This window comes from Krasilnikovia sp. M28-CT-15 (assembly GCF_047159595.1).
Lineage (GTDB): Bacteria > Actinomycetota > Actinomycetes > Mycobacteriales > Micromonosporaceae > Actinoplanes.
The window spans coordinates 3372798-3389606 of the sequence record NZ_BAAGAK010000001.1; the positions used below are offsets into that span (position 1 = coordinate 3372798).

The window sequence follows — 16809 nt, forward strand, 5'->3', positions numbered from 1 at the left end:
CGACTCTCGGGAGGACCCGTGCGGCTCGGACTCAGCCTCGGCTACCAGACCTCGTGGACGACCCCCGCGGACCACCTCGCCCTGGCCCAGGAGGCGGACCGGCTGGGGTTCTCGGTGGTGTGGGCGGCGGAGGCGTACGGCTCGGACGCGCCGAGCATGCTCGCCTGGATCGCCGGGCAGACCCGGCAGATCGACGTCGGCGCGGCCGTGATGCAGATCCCGGCGCGCAGCCCCGCGATGACCGCGATGACCGCGGCCACGATCGACACCGTCTCGGGCGGGCGGTTCCGGCTGGGCCTGGGCGTCTCCGGGCCGCAGGTCTCCGAGGGCTGGCACGGCGTCCGGTTCGCCAAGCCGCTGGGCCGCACCCGGGAGTACGTCGACATCGTCCGGCTGGCCCTGGCCCGCAAGCCGGTCGCGTACGCCGGGCAGCACTACCAGTTGCCCCTGCCCGACGGCGCGGGCAAGGCGCTGCGGCTCGGCTTCCACCCGCCGCGCGACACCATCCCGATCTACCTGGCCGCCGTGGGCCCGAAGAACCTGGAACTGACCGGCGAGATCGCCGACGGCTGGCTGGCGATCTTCTTCGCCCCGGACGCCGCCGGGGAGTACCTGCAGCACATCGAGCGGGGCCGGGCCAAGAGCGGGGCCGGGCTGAGCGGCTTCGACGTCAACGTCACCGCCCCCCTGGTGGTCGGCGACGACATCGCCGCGGGGGCCGACGTGGTCCGCCCGCACGCCGCGCTGTACGTCGGGGGGATGGGCAGCCGGGACCAGAACTTCTACAACCAGCTCGCGGTGCGGATGGGCTACGAGCAGGAGGCCGCGAAGGTGCAGGAGCTGTACCTGGCCCGCCAGATCCGCGACGCCGCGGCCGCGGTGCCGCAGGAGTTCATCGAACGGGTCTCGCTGATCGGCCCGCCCGCGCGGATCGCGGAGCGCATGCGCGAGTACGCGGCCGCCGGTGTGGGCACCCTGTCGATCGAGCTGCACGCCCCGGACCGGGAAACCGCCGTGGCGGCCCTGCGCGTGGCGGCGGAGGCGTACGAAGCCTCCGGCGTGGCTGTCTGACCGTGGCGACCGTCCTGCTGCTGCGCCACGGGCGCACCGCCGCGAACGCCAGTGGCGGGCTGGCCGGGCGCCAGCCCGTCGAGCTCGACGACACCGGCCGTGCCCAGGCGCAGCGCGTCGGCGAGCGGCTGCGGGCCGTGTCGCTGGCCGCCGTGGTCACCAGCCCGCTGCGCCGCTGCTGGCAGACGCTCGAGCTGGCCCTGCCCGGCACCGACCCGGCCGTCGACGACGGCCTGATCGAGTGCGGGTACGGCGACTGGGAGGGCCAGCCACTGAAGAAGCTGGCCAAGGACCCGCTCTGGCCGGTCGTCCAGCACCATCCCAGCGCCGTGGTCTTCCCGAACGGCGAGGCGATGGCCGACATGTCCGCCCGGGCGGTGGCCGCGGTGCGCCGGTGGGATGCCGCGGTGACCGCGGAGCACGGGCCCGAGGCGGTCTGGCTGGCCTGTAGCCACGGCGACGTGATCAAGGCGATCGTGGCCGACGCCATGGGGCTGCACCTGGACCAGTTCCAGCGGATCGTGGTCGATCCCGCGTCGATCACGGCGATCCGGTACACACCCACCCGGCCGTTCCTGGTCCGGCTGAACGACACCGCGGACCTGGCGTCGCTCGTGCCCCCGAAGACGGCCCAGCGCCGTCGCGCGGCCCGTCCGGCGGAATCCTCGGACGCGGCCGTCGGGGGCGGCGCCGGGGCGGGCGTCTGAGCACGCCTTGTGATCGGCGTGTTACGCCTGCGTGTGCCCGGTTGCGCCCTCCGCGAACCCGCCCAAGTGCACTGCGCACCCGTGCGCGCGGGCGACTAGGGTCGACGGTATGACCGAGCGCAGCGAGGGCCGCCGGGGTATGCCCGAGGGGAGCCCGGAATGACCCACCAGGTGCACGCCTTCGAGCCGCCGGAGCGGTTCGTCGCCGGGACGGTGGGTGAGCCCGGCGATCGGACCTTCTTCCTGCAGGCTCGCGGTGGCGGCCGGGTGATCAGCGTCGCGCTGGAGAAGGTGCAGGTCTCGCTGCTGGCGGAGAAGCTGGAGGAGCTGCTCACCGAGGCGAGCCGCCGGTTCGGCATCGCGTTGCCGGAGAGCACTCCGTCGGGACACGACAACGAACCGCTGGACACCCCGGTCGACGAGGAGTTCCGCGTCGGCACGCTCGGCCTGGCCTTCGACGTCGACAGCACCACGGTCGTGATCGAGGCGATCGAGGCGGGGGAGGGCGAGGCCGAGACGGAGCTGGCCGGCGAGGACGACGACACGGCCGATGAGGACGACGAACCCGACGACGACCTGGACCGGTTGCGGGTGCGGCTGACCCCGGAGGCGACCCGGGAGTTCATCGACCGGGCCCGGCGGGTGGTGGCCGCAGGACGTCCGCCCTGCCCGTTGTGCGGCCAGCCCCTCGACCCGGCCGGTCACCTCTGCCCCCGGCACAACGGCTACCACCGGTGACGACCACAGGTCCGGCCGCCGTGCTGTCCGAAGACGACGCCCTGGAGCTGCTCCAGCGTGGCGAGATCGAGCTGGAGGGACGGCTCGTCGAGGCGTCCAACACGACACTGCGCGCCGAGATCACCCTGGACGGCGTCCACGCCCGCTGCGTGTACAAGCCGGTCCGTGGCGAGCGCCCGCTGTGGGACTTCCCCGACGGCACACTGGCCGGGCGGGAGGTCTCGGCGTACCTGGTCTCCCAGGCCACCGGGTGGGGCCTGGTGCCGCCGACGATCCTGCGCGACGGCCCGCTCGGCCCCGGCGCGGTCCAGCTGTGGATCGAGGAGCCGGACGACGCCGAGACCCTGATCGGCTTCGTCCCGGCGTACGACGTGCCCGCGGGCTGGTTCGCGATCGCCTCGGCCCGCGACCCCGGCGGTGACGCGTACGCGCTCGCCCACGCCGACGACGGGCGGCTGGCCCACCTCGCGGTGCTGGACGCCGTACTCAACAACGCCGACCGCAAGGGCGGCCACGTGCTGTACGGCCCCGACGGCCGGATCTACGCCGTCGATCACGGCGTCTGCTTCCACGTCGAGAACAAGCTGCGCACGGTGCTGTGGGGGTGGACGGGCAAGGCGTTGCCGGGCGACGCCGTGGAGGTGCTCACCGCCTTGCAGGAACGCCTGGACGGGCCGCTGGGACAAGCCCTGGAGGAGCACCTCACCACTACGGAGGTGCAGCACGTGCGGCTGCGGGCGCGGCGGCTGGCCCGGGCGGCCCGGTTCCCCAAGCCACCGCGCGACTGGCCCGCCGTCCCGTGGCCCCCGGTTTAGGGCCAGAGGTCTAGCTCACTCCGTGCAAACCGCACCGGTGCGGCTGGATAGGCTCGGTGACCATGGACGCATGGACGGGGCACGAGGTGCCGACGCTGCCGGGAACCGCGACGCCGCCCGCGCTGTACGACTCGGCCCGCCGGTCGGTGCTGCCCACCACCCCCGGCCTGACCGCGACGATGTACGTCTGCGGGATCACCCCGTACGACGCGACCCACCTCGGGCACGCCGCCACCATGATCACCTTCGACCTGATCAACCGCGTCTGGCGCGACGCCGGCCATCCCGTCACGTACGTGCAGAACGTCACGGACATCGATGACCCCCTGCTGGAACGCGCCAACCGCGACGGTGAGGACTGGGTGGTGCTGGCCATGCGCGAGACCGCGCTGTTCCGCGAGGACATGGAGGCGCTGCGGATCATCCCGCCGGAGCACTACGTGGGCGCGGTCGAGTCCATCCCGGCCATCGCCGCGCACGTGCGGGAGCTGCTCGGCGCCGGGGCCGCCTACCGGCTCGACGACGGCACCGGCGACGTGTACTTCCCGATCTCGGCCGCCCCCGCCTGGGGCTACGAGTCGCATCTGAGCCGCGAGGAGATGCTGGTGCTGTCCGCCGAGCGCGGCGGCGACCCGGAACGCCCCGGCAAACGCGACCCGCTCGACCCGCTGCTGTGGCGCGGCGCCCGCGACGGCGAACCCGCCTGGGACGGCGGTGACCTCGGCCCCGGCCGCCCCGGCTGGCACATCGAGTGCGCCACGATCGCGCTGGGCCTGCTCGGCGCCACGATCGACGTCCAGGGCGGCGGCAACGACCTGATCTACCCGCACCACGAATGCTCCGCGGCGCACGCCGAGCGGCTGACCGGCGCGGCCCCGTTCGCCCGGCACTACGTGCACGCCGGCATGATCGGCCTGCACGGCGAGAAGATGTCGAAGTCCAAGGGCAACCTCGTGTTCGTCTCCCGGCTGCGCGGCGACGGCATCGACCCGATGGGGGTGCGGCTGGCGCTGCTGGCCGACCACTACCGCAGCGACCGCCAGTGGACCGACGACGTGCTCAAGGCCGGCCAGGAGCGCCTGGCCCGGTGGCGCGAGGCCGCCGCGGCCCCCGCCGGGCCGTCCGGGGCCGGCCTGCTCTCCGCGGTACGTGAGGCGCTCGCCAACGACCTCGACACCCCCGCCGCGCTGGCCGTGGTGGACGCCTGGGCGGACGCCGCCCTCGCCGGTACCGGCGACGACCAGGAGGCGCCCGCCCTGCTGGCCCGCGTCGTCGACGCGCTTCTGGGGATCCGCCTCTAGGGCTGCGCACCTGGCTGGTCGTCGAGTTCGACGCAGCAGTGGCCGGGTCTGGGCTCCAGCCGGGCGGTCAGGTCCGTGCGGCCGGTCCCCTCGATCAGTCCGGCGACGAAAGCGTGGTTGAGGCCGCACACCAGGGCCGTCTGCCGGGTGGCCAGGGCGTGGAACGGGCAGTTGCGCAGCACGACCCGATTGCCGAGCGGCTCGGGGTCGAAGCCCAGCCCGCAGAGCACGGTCACGAGGTCGTCCGGCCCGTCGCCCAGCCGGGTGCCCAGCTCGTACCCCCGCTGCCGGGCGTTGCGGCGGGCCGCCTGCCCGGCGTTGCCAGGCTCGTCGGAGACGGCGTCCGCGAGGATCTCGGCGATCAGTTCGTAGCGCCGTTCGGGGACGGTGAGCGCGACGCCGTCGCCGTCCGCCGGTTCGTAGACCTTCGGGGCCCGGCCGCGGCCGCGTGGCCGGTCGGGCGGCGTCTCGTAGCGGGCGCGCAGGAGTCCGGTCTCGACGAGCTTGTCGAGGTGGAACGCGGTCAGGTTGCGGGAGATGCCCAGCGCCTCGGCCGCCTCCTCCCGCGTGACGGGGTGGCCGGCCCGGCGCACGTGGTCGTACAGGGCCCGGCGGGACACGTCGACGAGCGCCGCCATCGCACTCCAGCGATCACCCGTGTTCATGACCCGGAGATTATCACCAACGCGGGCTATTGAAATTCCCGGCGGGCCGTTGCAGCATGATCGCTAACACCAACGGCGATTAGCGAAAATGCGGAGGCTCGGATGACGCCCCACCGACCAGACCACGTGCGGCTGACATGAGCGTCACCCCGCTGCCCGTGCACCGGGCGGGCCCACGCCGCGACGAAGCCGCCGCCGTGCGCGCCGCGGCCGCGTTCCTCGCCGCGCTCGGCGTGGATCTCGACGCCGACGGGCTCGCCGACACCCCGGCCCGGATGGCCCGCGCGTACGCCGACCTGCTGACCCCGCGCGAGTTCAAGCTGACCACCTTCGCCAACGACGAGGGCTACGACGAACTGGTGCTGGCCCGGGCCATCCCGATCCGGTCGGTCTGCGAGCACCACCTGCTGCCGTTCGTCGGCGTCGCGCACGTGGGGTACCTGCCCGGCGACCGCATCCTGGGTCTGTCCAAACTGGCCCGCGTGGTGGAGCTGTTCGCCCACGGCCCGCAGGTGCAGGAGCGGCTCACCAAGCAGGTCGCCGACTGGCTCACCACGCAGCTGAACCCCCGGGGTGTCGGGGTGATCGTCGAGGCCGAGCACCTGTGCATGACGCTGCGGGGCGTGCGGGCCGTCGGTGCCACGACCATCACCTCCACGCTGCTGGGCACCCTGCGCGACGACGCCCGGTCCCGCGCGGAGTTCTTCAGCCTGGCCGGCGTCGGCGCCCGCTGAGCGCGCCTGCGTGAACACCCGCGGCGGCCGGTGCCGGCCGCAACGAAGATCGGAGACCCGTGATGACCACAGACGGCACATTCGTGATCGTCGGTGCCGGACTGGCCGGAGCGAAGGCCGCGGAGACCCTGCGCGAGGAGGGATTCGACGGCCGCATCGTGCTGATCGGCGCGGAGTCCGAGCGTCCCTACGAGCGCCCGCCACTGTCCAAGGGACTGCTCACCAGCGACGCCGAGCCCGACAGCGTGTTCGTCCACGAGGCCGGCTGGTACGCTGAGCACGGTGTCGAGCTGCGTACCGGCGTCCGGGCCACCGGCCTCGACCCCGCCGCCCGGCGGCTGCGCCTGTCCGACGGCGCGGACCTCGGCTACGACAAGCTGCTGCTGGCCACCGGTGCCGGCCCGCGACCCCTGGACGTCCCCGGTGCGGACCTCGACGGGGTCCGGCAGCTGCGTACCCGCGCCGACAGCGCCCGGATCGCCGCCGCACTGACCGGAACGGCCCGCGTCGTGATCGTCGGGGCCGGATGGATCGGCCTGGAGGTCGCCGCCGCCGCCCGGCAGCGCGGCGCCACGGTCACCGTCGTGGAGACGGCCGACCTTCCGCTGCAGCGTGTCCTGGGCGACGAGATGGCCCGCGTCTTCGCCGACCTGCACCGAGGCAACGGCGTCACCTTCCGCTTCGGCACCGGCGTCCGTGAGATCCGCGGCGCCGGGAAGGTCGCCACGGTGGTGCTGACCGACGGCACCGAGCTACCCGCGGACCTGGTCGTCGCCGCCGTCGGCGCGCGGCCGAACACCGAGCTGGCCGAGGCGGCCGGGCTCACGGTCGACAACGGTGTCGTGGTCGACGAGTCCCTGCGCACCACGGACCCGCACATCCACGCCGCCGGTGACGTCGCGAACGCCTACCATCCGCTGCTCGGCCGTCACCTGCGCGTCGAGCACTGGTCGAACGCCCTCAACGGCGGCCCCGTGGCGGCCCGCGCCATGCTGGGCCGGCCGGTCCGCCACGACGAGCTGCCCTACTTCTTCACCGACCAGTACGACCTGGGCATGGAATACACCGGGCACGCCCCGCCCGGCGCCGCCGAACGGGTCGTGATCCGCGGTGATCTCGACCGGCGCGAGTTCATCGCGTTCTGGACCGCGGGCGGCCGGGTGCTGGCCGGCATGAACGTCAACGTCTGGGACGTCGTCCCGGAGATCCAGCGGCTGATCCGTTCCGGGCAGCCGGTCGATCCGGACCGCCTCGCCGACCCCGGCGTCCCGTTGGCGGAACTCTGAGCGGGATCACGCCAGGGTGAGCCCCGGGCCCGGTTCGGGCTCGGGGCTCGGCGCGGGGATGCGGTACTCCTCGGTCAGCGTGGTCATCGGACCCGGCCAGGTCGCCTGGGCCACCTCGATCGGCTTGCGCGTCTCGTCGAACGCGACGTGCAGCAGATGCAGCACCGGGGTGTCCGGGCGGATCTGCAGGATCTCCGCCTCCTCGCGGCTGGGCTGCCGGGCGCTGATCGTGTCCGTGGCCGAGGCGTACCGGCGCCCGATCGCCTCCTCCGCCTCCTGGTACAGCGGCCGCCCGAAGGCCTCCACGCGTTCCAGCGAGGTACCGCTCGCGTCGGTGACCCGGAACCAGGACGCGCCCACCTCGACCGGGGCGTCGTCGGTGCGCACGATGTGCCGCCGGACCAGCATCTCCGTGCCGTCGCGCACCCCGAACGCGTCGGCCACCTCGGGCGGGGCGGGCTCGCGGCCCACCCCGGCCAGCTGCTGCCGGTACCGGGCGGCGAGGTCGGCGTGGTAGCCGCGGTGGGCGCCGTACCGGCCGCGGGAGAGGCGGTTCAGGCGGCGCCGGGTGCCGCGCACGTAGGTGCCCGACCCCGGCTTGGTGATCAGTACGCCCTCGACGCGCAGCTGGTCGACCGTCCGCTGCACGGTCTGCTTGGCCACCCCGAACATCTCCGCCATGGCGGGGATGGAGGGCAGGCGTTCGCCGGGCTGCCAGTCGCCGCGCCGGATGCGCTCGCGCAGCTGGGCGGCGATCTGCCGGTGCGGGAACTCGGCGGTACCAGGGTTGATCGTCATGGCGCACCTCCGGCTCGCAATGAACCCAGGTTCCTAGGATGCGCCACGCAGGGTGCCCCGCGCCGCCGACACGCCGAAATTCCGGGCACGGCGTGACGGTCCGGTGTGGACTACCAGGAACCGGCGGTCGGGCCGGCGGAGCCGCCGCGGCGGCGCAGGTACTTCTCGAACTCGCTGGCGATCTCGTCGCCGGTCAGCGGCTGGATGCCCTCGTCGCCGACCCGTTCCTCCAGCTCCCGGACGTACTCGCCCAGCTCGGAGTCCTGCTCGGCGGCCGCGCGGACCCGGGCTTCCCACTCTCCGGATTCCTCGGCCAGGTCGGCCATGGGCACCGGCAGGTCCAGGACGTCCTCGACGCGGTGCAGCAGCGCCTGTGTCGCCTTCGGACACGGCGGGTTGTTCGCGTAGTGGGGCACATGCACCCAGAACGACAGGGCTTCCAGCTCGGCCTTGCCGCAGGCCTCCTGCAGCACCCCCACGATGCCGGTGGGCCCGTCGTAGCGGGTCGGCGCGACCTTGTACTTCTCGGCCGTCTCCCGGCCCGTCGCGGTCCCGCTGATCGGCAGCGGCCGGGTGTAGGGCACGTCCGCCAGCAGGGCGCCGAGCAGCACGACCCGGTTCACCTCCAGGCTGTGACACACCTCGAGGATCTCCTCGCAGAACGTACGCCAGCGCATGCTGGGCTCGATGCCACGGATGAGCACCACGTCGCGCTCCGTCCCGGGCGGGCTGGCCACCATGAACCGGGTCGTGGGCCACTCGATCCGGCGGGTCTCGCCCTCGGCCATGGTGATCGTCGGGCGGCTGACCTGGAAGTCGTAGAACTCCTCCGGGTCGATGCTGGTGATCTCGCGGGCCTGCCAGACCTGTTCCAGGTGTTCCACCGCGGCGGTGGAGGCGTCGGCCGCGTCGTTCCACCCTTCGAAGGCGGCGATCGCCACGGGGGAGCGCAGCACGGGGAGGCCGTCGAACTCAGTCACATCGCCAACCTTACGTGGCGTGTGGGACACCGGCTCGGCGGCCGCGCCGTGGGGGTGACACCCCCGGACCGAGCGCTGGTGGAGAGCCCCGTCACACTCCGGCGTCCCACGTGACGGCGGATATTCGGCTGCGCGGCGGCGAACCCTTAGCCTGGGAAGGTGCCGAATGACTTCCTTGCTGCGCTGACCGACCGGGTTCTCGTCGCCGACGGGGCCATGGGAACGATGCTGCAGGCCGCCGACCTCAGCGTTGACGAGGACTTTCAGGGCCTAGAGGGCTGCAACGAGATCCTCAACGTGACCCGGCCCGACGTGGTGCGCGGGGTGCACGAGGCGTACCTCGCGGCGGGAAGTGACTGCGTCGAGACCAACACGTTCGGGGCCAATCTCGGCAATCTCGGCGACTACGACATCCAGCACCGGATCCGGGAGCTGAGCGAGGCGGGCGCGCGGATCGCCCGTACGGCTGCGGACGCGTACGCCACGCCGGAACAGCCCCGGTACGTGCTGGGCTCCATCGGTCCCGGCACCAAGCTGCCCACCCTCGGCCACACCAGCTACGCCGTGCTGCGCGACGCGTACCTGGAGAACGCGGCGGGCCTGGTCCTCGGCGGCGCCGACGCGCTGATCGTCGAGACGTGCCAGGACCTGCTGCAGACCAAGGCGGCGGTGATCGGCGCGCACCGGGCGATGGCCGAGGTCGGCCGTACGGTGCCGTTGATCTGCCATGTCACGGTCGAGACCACCGGCACGATGCTGCTGGGCAGCGAGATCGGCGCCGCGCTGACCGCGCTGGAGCCGCTGGGCATCGACCTGATCGGGCTCAACTGCGCCACCGGCCCCGCCGAGATGACCGAGCACCTGCGCTTCCTGTCGCAGCACGCCCGCGTACCCCTGTCGGTGATGCCGAACGCGGGCCTGCCCGTCCTCGCGGCCGGCGGCGCCTACTACCCGCTGGGCCCGGACGAGCTGGCCGAGGCCCTCGACCGCTTCGTCACGGAGTACGGCGTACCCCTCGTGGGTGGCTGTTGCGGCACCACCCCGGCCCACATCGAAGCCGTGGTGCGGCGCGTGCGCGGCCGGCAGGCCGCGGCGCGCAGCCCGGAACACGCGGCCGGTGCCGCGTCGATCTACCACGAGGTGCCGTTCCGGCAGGACGCCGGGGTGCTGATGGTCGGCGAGCGGACCAACGCGAACGGCTCCAAGGCGTTCCGCGAGCCGATGCTGGCCGGTGACTGGCAGGCGTGCGTGGAGATCGCCCGCGGCCAGGCCCGCGACGGCTCCCACATGCTCGACCTGTGCGTGGACTACGTCGGCCGCGACGGCACCCAGGACATGCGCGAGCTGGCCGGCCGGTTCGCCACCGCCTCGACGCTGCCGATCATGCTGGACTCCACCGAGCCGCCGGTCATCGAGGCCGGGCTCGAGATGCTGGGCGGCCGGTGCATCGTCAACTCGGTCAACTACGAGGACGGTGACGGCCCGAACTCCCGCTTCGCCCGGATGATGCCGATCGTCAAGGAGCACGGCGCCGCGGTGGTCGCGCTGACCATCGACGAGGAGGGCCAGGCCCGCACCGCGGACTGGAAGGTACGGGTGGCCGCCCGGCTCATCGACGACCTCACCGGCACGTGGGGGCTGAACCGCGCCGACATCCTCATCGACTGCCTGACCTTCCCGATCGCCACCGGCCAGGAGGAGACCCGCCGCGACGGCATCGAGACCATCGAGGCGATCCGGCGGATCACCGAGCTGTACCCGGGCGTGAACTTCACGCTCGGCGTCTCGAACATCTCGTTCGGCCTCAACCCGGCCGCCCGGCAGGTGCTCAACTCGGTGTTCCTGCACGAGTGTGTCCAAGCTGGACTGACCAGCGCGATCGTGCACGCCAGCAAGATCCTGCCGATGTCGAAGATCCCCGACGAGCATCGCCAGGTCGCCCTCGACATGGTCTACGACCGGCGCAGCGAGGGCTACGACCCGCTGCAGAAGTTCATGGAGCTGTTCGAGGGTGTGGACGCCACCAGCGCTCGCGCCTCACGCGCCCAGGAACTGCTCAGCCTGCCGCTGGACGAGCGGCTCAAGCGGCGCATCATCGACGGCGAACGCAACGGTCTCGAGGACGACCTGCTGGCCGCGCTGGCCGAGAAGCCCGCGCTGACCATCGTCAACGACGTCCTGCTCGACGGCATGAAGACCGTCGGTGAGCTGTTCGGCTCCGGCCAGATGCAGCTGCCGTTCGTGTTGCAGTCCGCCGAGGTGATGAAGGCGGCCGTCGCGTACCTCGAGCCGCACATGGAAAAGCACGAGGAGGACGCGGGCAAGGGCCGCATCGTGCTCGCCACGGTCAAGGGCGACGTGCACGACATCGGCAAGAACCTCGTCGACATCATCCTCAGCAACAACGGGTACGAGGTCGTCAACATCGGCATCAAGCAGCCGATCAACGCCATCATCGACGCCGCGGAGCAGCACCAGGCCGACGCCATCGGCATGTCCGGCCTGCTGGTCAAGAGCACGGTGGTGATGAAGGAGAACCTGCAGGAGATGGCCGAACGCGGGGTCGCCGGCCGGTATCCGGTGCTGCTCGGCGGCGCCGCGTTGACCCGCTCGTACGTGGAGGACGACCTGCGCTCGGCGTACGACGGGGACGTGCACTACGCGCGGGACGCGTTCGAGGGCCTGACCCTGATGGACAAGGTGATGACCGCCAAGCGGGGCGGCACCGCCGTCGTCGACGCCGAGCGGGAGGCCGTGCTGCAGGAGCGGCGCGAACGGCGGGCCCGGCAGCGCGCGATCGTCACGGACAACCTGCCGCCGCTGGACGACACGTCCGTGCGTTCCGACGTCGCGCGCGATGTCGACGTGCCCACGCCGCCGTTCTTCGGCACCCGCGTCATCAAGGGCATCCCGCTGGGCGAGTACGCGGCGATGCTGGACGAGCGGGCCACCTTCCTCGGCCAGTGGGGTCTCAAGGGCTCCCGCGGTGGCAGCGGACCGACGTACGAGGAGCTGGTCGAGACCGAGGGCCGGCCGCGGCTGCGGTACTGGCTGGACCGGCTCGCCGCCGACCACGTGCTGGAGGCGGCCGTGGTCTACGGGTACTTCCCGGCGTACTCCGAAGGCAACACGCTCGTGGTGCTCGACGAGAACGGGGTCAGCGAGCGGGCGCGGTTCACGTTCCCGCGGCAGCGCCAGGAGCGGCGGCTGTGCCTGGCCGACTTCTTCCGTCCCCGCGGCGAAACCCTCGACGTCGTCGGCCTGCAACTGGTGACGGTCGGCCAGCCGGTCAGCGAATACACCGCGAAGATGTTCGCCCGCAACGAATACCGGGACTACCTGGAGGTGCACGGCCTCTCGGTGCAGCTGACGGAGGCCCTGGCCGAGTACTGGCACCGCCGGGTGCGCAGCGAACTGATCCTGCCCGGCGGTGGGCCCGTCGGCGCCACCGACCCGAGCGACCTCGCGGGCATTCTCAAGAACGACTACCGGGGCTGCCGGTACGCGTTCGGCTACCCCGCCTGTCCGGACCTAGAGGACCGGGCGAAGGTCGTGGACCTGCTCGACGCGGGGCGCATCGGGGTGACGTTGTCTGAGGAATTCCAGCTCGAGCCGGAGCAGTCGACGGACGCCATCATCGTTCACCACCCGGAGGCGAACTACTTCAACGCCAAGTAAGCCGGACACCCGCTCTGACCTGCGGAAACGTTCGCCTCTAGCATGATCAGGCCGTCTCCGGGCCGTCGTCGGTTTCGAGGTCATCCTCGAACGCCCGTTCGACGGCCTGGCGCGGTTTCCAAGCTGACGATGCGGGTTTGATTCCCGTCACCCGCTCCACACACCGGAAGCCCCGGTCAGGACCCGATGGTCCCGCCAGGGCTTCCGTGGTGTCAGGGCGCTTCTTCCGGGGCGCCGAGCCTCGGCCGGGGCATCGGCCGTCGGCTCCCGGACGGCACCCGTACCTCAACGTCGGCGTTCTTTAGCGCAGCGCCCGCGCCACCGATCTGAACAGGCGTTGGAACAGGTCTGCGAGGAGGCGGCCGTGCGTCGTTGGTGGCGAAACCGTGGTATCCGCACGAAGCTCTTGCTGGTGACAGCCCTGGCGGGGGTGGCGACGGCTGCGGTCGGCGCCGGCGCGGTCGTCCAGCTGAACTCGGTGGCGTCCACCGCGCGGACCATCACTGACGAGCGGACCCAGCAGGCGCTGCGCATCAACGAGGCGCGCACCGAGCTGCTGCAGGAGGACGCGACCCTCCTGGAGCACGTGGCGCTCACGGATGAGGTCTCCCGCAAGCGGGCCGAGGATGAGATCAAGGCCAGCGACGCGGCGTACGACAAGGCGTGGGCTGCGTACCGGGAGGGCGACACCGCGCACCGGGGCACACTCGCCGCCACCGAGGGGCTGATCGCGACGTACCGTCGCCTGCGCGACGAGACGATGCTACCGGCCAGCCGGAAGCACGACGCCGACACGTTCCAGAACAGCCGCTACACCCAGGGCGCCGCTCTGGTCATGGCGAAGCGCAACCTGGACGATCTGGCGACCTACCAGACCAACGCGGTGGTGGCTGGTGGTCGCGCCATCCAGCACGCGAAGTCGCAGGCCCTCCAGATGATCCTCGGCCTGCTGATCGGCGGGCTCGCGCTCGCCGGGGCGGCCGCGGTGTACCTGGCCAACGCCATGCTGCGGCCGGTACGCCAGGTCGAGCATGCCCTGGCCGCCATGGCCGCGGGCGACCTGACCAGTCCCGCGAAGGTCGACTCGAACGACGAGATCGGCCGGATGGCGGCCGGGTACGAACGGGCCCGGCAGGCGATGCGCGAAACCGTGGAGGCGCTGTACGCGGCTGCCGACACGGTGAGCGAGGCGTCCGGCCAGGTGCACAACTCGGGCACCCGGCTCGGCGAGTCGACCACCGACACCGCGCGGCAGGCGCGTTCGGTCACCGAGGCGGCCGGGATGGTCTCCGGCAACGTGCAGATGCTGTCCGCGGCCGGCGTGGAGATGGGCTCCTCGATCGAGTCGATCTCGCACAGCGCGAACGAGGCCGCCCGGGTCGCGTCCGCCGCGGTCGACGTCGCCGCCAGCACCACCGAGATCGTCACGAAGCTCGGAAAGTCGTCCACCGAGATCAGTGACGTGGTCGAGGTGATCACCGCGATCGCCGAGCAGACCAACCTGCTGGCGCTCAACGCCACGATCGAGGCGGCCCGCGCGGGCGAGAGCGGCAAGGGTTTCGCGGTGGTGGCGGGCGAGGTGAAGGAGCTGGCCCAGGAAACCGCCCGGGCCACCGACGACATCACCCGGCGGGTCCGGACCATCCAGTCCGACACCGGCGGCGCGGTCGAGGCGATCGGGCAGATCAGCGAGATCATCACGCAGATCAACAACTTCCAGCTCACCATCGCCTCGGCGGTCGAGGAGCAGACGGCTACGACCAACGAGATGAACCGCAACGTGTCCGAGGCGGCGAGCGGCTCGCAGGAGATCGCCACCACCATCGAGGTGCTGTCGGCCTCGGTGGACACCGCCGCCCAGGACGCGGTGAGCACGAAGGCGGCCGCCGGTGATCTGGCGCAGACCGCGGCGGAGCTGCGCGAGGCCGTACACCGGTTCCGGATCTGAGTCGTCGTACCTCGCCGACCGGGCCGCCGCGCGCCCGGCACCGGCCATCCGGCGCGGTAACCCGTTGACACACCACTACACGCAGGGGATGAAGATGACAGGCTCGTTCAGGCGCCGCCGGGTTGCGGCAGCGGGCGTCGCGGTGGCGTTGTGCCTGGCCGCGGCCGCATGCGGCAGCACGGCCATGATGGGTGGCGATGCCCTGACCGACGCGAAGCAGTGCGCCCCATACCAGCAGTATCTCGGCCACGCGGGCACCAAGGTGCATGTGTACGGCTCGATCGGCGCCTTCGAGGCCAACCAGATCCAGCAGGCGTTGCGCCACTTCGGTGACTGCACCGGAATCGACGTACGGTACGAGGGCAGTCCGACCTTCGAGACCGACATCCGCAAGCGGGTTGCCGACGGCCAGTCCCCCGACCTGGCGATCTTCCCCCAGCCGGGGCTCATGAAGGACTTCATCGCCCAGGGCAAAGTCAAGCCCGCCTCGGCCGCGACCAAGGCCAACGCCGACAAGGGCTGGTCCCAGGACTGGCTGAACTACGGCTCGGTGGACGGCAAGTTCTACGCGGCGCCGCTGGGCGCGAGCGTCAAGTCGCTCGTGTGGTACTCGCCGAAGACCTTCGCCGCCAAGGGCTACAAGGTGCCGCAGAGCTGGGACGAGATGGTCGCGCTCAGCGACAAGATCGTTGCGGACGGCGGGAAGCCGTGGTGCGCGGGCATGGAGTCCGGCGACGCCACCGGCTGGCCCGCGACGGACTGGATGGAAGACGTCGCGCTGCGGTTGGCCGGACCCGAGACGTACGACAAGTGGGTCAACCACCAGATCCCGTTCAACGACCCGCAGATCGTCGCGGTCACCGACAAGGTCGGCTCCATCCTGAAGAACCCCGAGTACGTCAACGGTGGTTTCGGCGGTGTCGAGAGCATCGCGACCAAGTCGTTCCAGGTTGGCGGCCTGCCCATCATTTCGGGCAAGTGCGCCATGCACCGCCAGGCGTCGTTCTACGCAGGCCAGTGGCCGCGTGGCACCAAGGTGGCCGAGGACGGCGACGTGTTCGCCTTCTATTTCCCGTCGATCGACCCCGCCAAGGGCAAGCCGGTGCTGGTTGCGGGCGAGTTCGTGGCCGGGTTCTCCGACCGGCCGGAGGTACAGGCCGTGCAGGCGTTCATGGCCAGCGGCGAGTACGCCACCAACCGGGCCGCGCTGGGCGGATGGGTGACGGCGAACAAGCTCGTCGACATGAAGCTCTTCACCAGTCCGGTGGACAAGTTGTCAGTGGAGATCCTGCGCGACGACAAGACCGTGGCCCGGTTCGACGGCTCCGACCAGATGCCCGGCAGCGTGGGCGCGGGTACGTTCTGGACCGGCATGACCGCCTGGATCAAGGGCGCGAGCACGAAGGAGACCCTCGACAGCATCGAGGCATCCTGGCCCAAGTCCAACTAACGATCCAGGGATGGCGTAACGCGGGGCAGATGCCCCGCGTTACGTGCATTCCGAACCCGGCGGGTACGCCTTCTCGGGGGCAGGGATGACGATCGCCGAGATGGCAGGGCGCCGTCACGGATGACGTCACCACACCTGAGGGCTACGCGGTCCTCACAACGGCGAGCGGTTCCAGGCGCACGACGCGCGAGGTCCAGCAATCCGACGATTCGGTCGCAATCTCGTTGCCGCAGTCACACACAAGATTGGGGCCGTCGCAGCCGTCCAGGCCGCAGCAGCCATTCCGCCGGCTGAGGTCAGGATGCAGACGACGGACAACCAGATCGTCCGGGTGGATCAGTACCGTGTTCCGGGGCCCTGCGGAGACGTGGATCCTCTCGTCCGTGGAACTGGGCACGTGGGGAGGGCCGAAAGGATCGGGATCGACCGCAAATCTCCCTGGTGGCAGCCATGCCGGACATTCCTCACCGGGCTCCAGGTCGCATGGTGCCACCGGTTCGTCGAGTTCCGCGAGGGGTATTGCTTCCAGATCTTCTGTCAGCACGGCACCGCACCGCAGGCAGGCGAACACAGTCATTGAGTGATCATCGCGCGATCGCCGATCTGGAGCACTCACGTTTCGTCGGACGTTGCGGGTA

The 16809-nt window shown here is 71.4% G+C and carries 13 protein-coding genes; 10 read left to right on the forward strand and 3 right to left on the reverse strand.

Annotation, left to right across the window (positions count from 1 at the left end; translation table 11 throughout):
- Window positions 1–18: 18 nt before the first annotated feature.
- The 5 genes from ACMCNO_RS15680 to mshC all read left to right on the forward strand — a co-directional run bounded on the left by ACMCNO_RS15680 (window position 19) and on the right by mshC (window position 4632).
- Complete coding sequence (locus ACMCNO_RS15680; protein WP_412750172.1) at window positions 19–1071, forward strand: LLM class F420-dependent oxidoreductase; 1053 nt, start codon at window positions 19–21, stop codon at window positions 1069–1071.
- Entirely contained in the window at window positions 1068–1778 is a 711-nt protein-coding gene (locus tag ACMCNO_RS15685; RefSeq protein WP_412753712.1) for a histidine phosphatase family protein, read from the forward strand. The genes ACMCNO_RS15680 and ACMCNO_RS15685 overlap by 4 nt, the downstream gene beginning before the upstream one ends.
- Window positions 1779–1937: 159 nt before the next feature.
- Window positions 1938–2516: a DUF3090 domain-containing protein gene (locus ACMCNO_RS15690; protein WP_412750173.1), complete on the forward strand. Its 579-nt coding sequence runs from the start codon at window positions 1938–1940 to the stop codon at window positions 2514–2516.
- Window positions 2513–3331 (forward strand): SCO1664 family protein, encoded by an 819-nt coding sequence (locus tag ACMCNO_RS15695; RefSeq protein WP_412750174.1) that lies wholly within the window; start codon window positions 2513–2515, stop codon window positions 3329–3331. Before ACMCNO_RS15690 ends, ACMCNO_RS15695 begins: the two co-directional genes overlap by 4 nt.
- Window positions 3332–3393: 62 nt before the next feature.
- Window positions 3394–4632: a cysteine--1-D-myo-inosityl 2-amino-2-deoxy-alpha-D-glucopyranoside ligase gene (gene mshC / locus ACMCNO_RS15700; RefSeq protein ID WP_412750175.1), complete on the forward strand. Its 1239-nt coding sequence runs from the start codon at window positions 3394–3396 to the stop codon at window positions 4630–4632.
- Here mshC and ACMCNO_RS15705 read toward each other — a convergent pair.
- Complete coding sequence (locus tag ACMCNO_RS15705) at window positions 4629–5297, reverse strand: helix-turn-helix transcriptional regulator (protein WP_412750176.1); 669 nt, start codon at window positions 5295–5297, stop codon at window positions 4629–4631. The genes mshC and ACMCNO_RS15705 overlap by 4 nt on opposite strands.
- A 137-nt stretch (window positions 5298–5434) precedes the next feature.
- Between ACMCNO_RS15705 and folE the strand changes: the two genes are divergently transcribed.
- Both folE and ACMCNO_RS15715 read left to right on the forward strand, forming a co-directional pair.
- The gene (gene folE / locus ACMCNO_RS15710; protein WP_412750177.1) at window positions 5435–6031 is read left to right on the forward strand and encodes a GTP cyclohydrolase I FolE; all 597 of its coding nucleotides are present in this window, start codon (window positions 5435–5437) and stop codon (window positions 6029–6031) included.
- A 62-nt stretch (window positions 6032–6093) separates the two neighbouring features.
- Window positions 6094–7317, forward strand: coding sequence for an NAD(P)/FAD-dependent oxidoreductase (locus ACMCNO_RS15715; protein WP_412750178.1), 1224 nt, complete (start codon window positions 6094–6096; stop codon window positions 7315–7317).
- A 6-nt stretch (window positions 7318–7323) separates the two neighbouring features.
- Here the strand turns inward: ACMCNO_RS15715 and ACMCNO_RS15720 are convergent, their stop codons facing one another.
- Complete coding sequence (locus ACMCNO_RS15720) at window positions 7324–8115, reverse strand: GntR family transcriptional regulator (protein WP_412750179.1); 792 nt, start codon at window positions 8113–8115, stop codon at window positions 7324–7326.
- A gap of 110 nt (window positions 8116–8225) precedes the next feature.
- Entirely contained in the window at window positions 8226–9095 is an 870-nt protein-coding gene (locus ACMCNO_RS15725) for a PAC2 family protein (protein ID WP_412750180.1), read from the reverse strand.
- Window positions 9096–9254: 159 nt separating this feature from the next.
- Between ACMCNO_RS15725 and metH the strand changes: the two genes are divergently transcribed.
- The 3 genes from metH to ACMCNO_RS15740 all read left to right on the forward strand — a co-directional run bounded on the left by metH (window position 9255) and on the right by ACMCNO_RS15740 (window position 16171).
- A complete protein-coding gene (gene metH, locus ACMCNO_RS15730) occupies window positions 9255–12773 on the forward strand; it encodes a methionine synthase (RefSeq protein WP_412750181.1) in 3519 nt (1172 codons plus the stop codon).
- Between the two features lie 364 nt (window positions 12774–13137).
- A complete protein-coding gene (locus tag ACMCNO_RS15735; protein ID WP_412750182.1) occupies window positions 13138–14721 on the forward strand; it encodes a methyl-accepting chemotaxis protein in 1584 nt (527 codons plus the stop codon).
- A 94-nt stretch (window positions 14722–14815) separates the two neighbouring features.
- Window positions 14816–16171, forward strand: a complete 1356-nt coding sequence (locus ACMCNO_RS15740; RefSeq protein ID WP_412750183.1) for an ABC transporter substrate-binding protein — start codon at window positions 14816–14818, stop codon at window positions 16169–16171.
- Window positions 16172–16809: the final 638 nt, after the last annotated feature.

What these genes read in the sequence shown, in the direction of transcription:
- ACMCNO_RS15705 (WP_412750176.1), bottom strand. Translation starts at nt 5,297, where the DNA reads ATGAACACGGGTGATCGCTGGAGTGCGATGGCGGCGCTCGTCGACGTG.
- ACMCNO_RS15690 (WP_412750173.1), top strand. Translation starts at nt 1,938, where the DNA reads ATGACCCACCAGGTGCACGCCTTCGAGCCGCCGGAGCGGTTCGTCGCC.
- ACMCNO_RS15740 (WP_412750183.1), top strand. Translation starts at nt 14,816, where the DNA reads ATGACAGGCTCGTTCAGGCGCCGCCGGGTTGCGGCAGCGGGCGTCGCG.
- mshC (WP_412750175.1), top strand. Translation starts at nt 3,394, where the DNA reads ATGGACGCATGGACGGGGCACGAGGTGCCGACGCTGCCGGGAACCGCG.
- ACMCNO_RS15720 (WP_412750179.1), bottom strand. Translation starts at nt 8,115, where the DNA reads ATGACGATCAACCCTGGTACCGCCGAGTTCCCGCACCGGCAGATCGCC.
- folE (WP_412750177.1), top strand. Translation starts at nt 5,435, where the DNA reads ATGAGCGTCACCCCGCTGCCCGTGCACCGGGCGGGCCCACGCCGCGAC.
- ACMCNO_RS15715 (WP_412750178.1), top strand. Translation starts at nt 6,094, where the DNA reads ATGACCACAGACGGCACATTCGTGATCGTCGGTGCCGGACTGGCCGGA.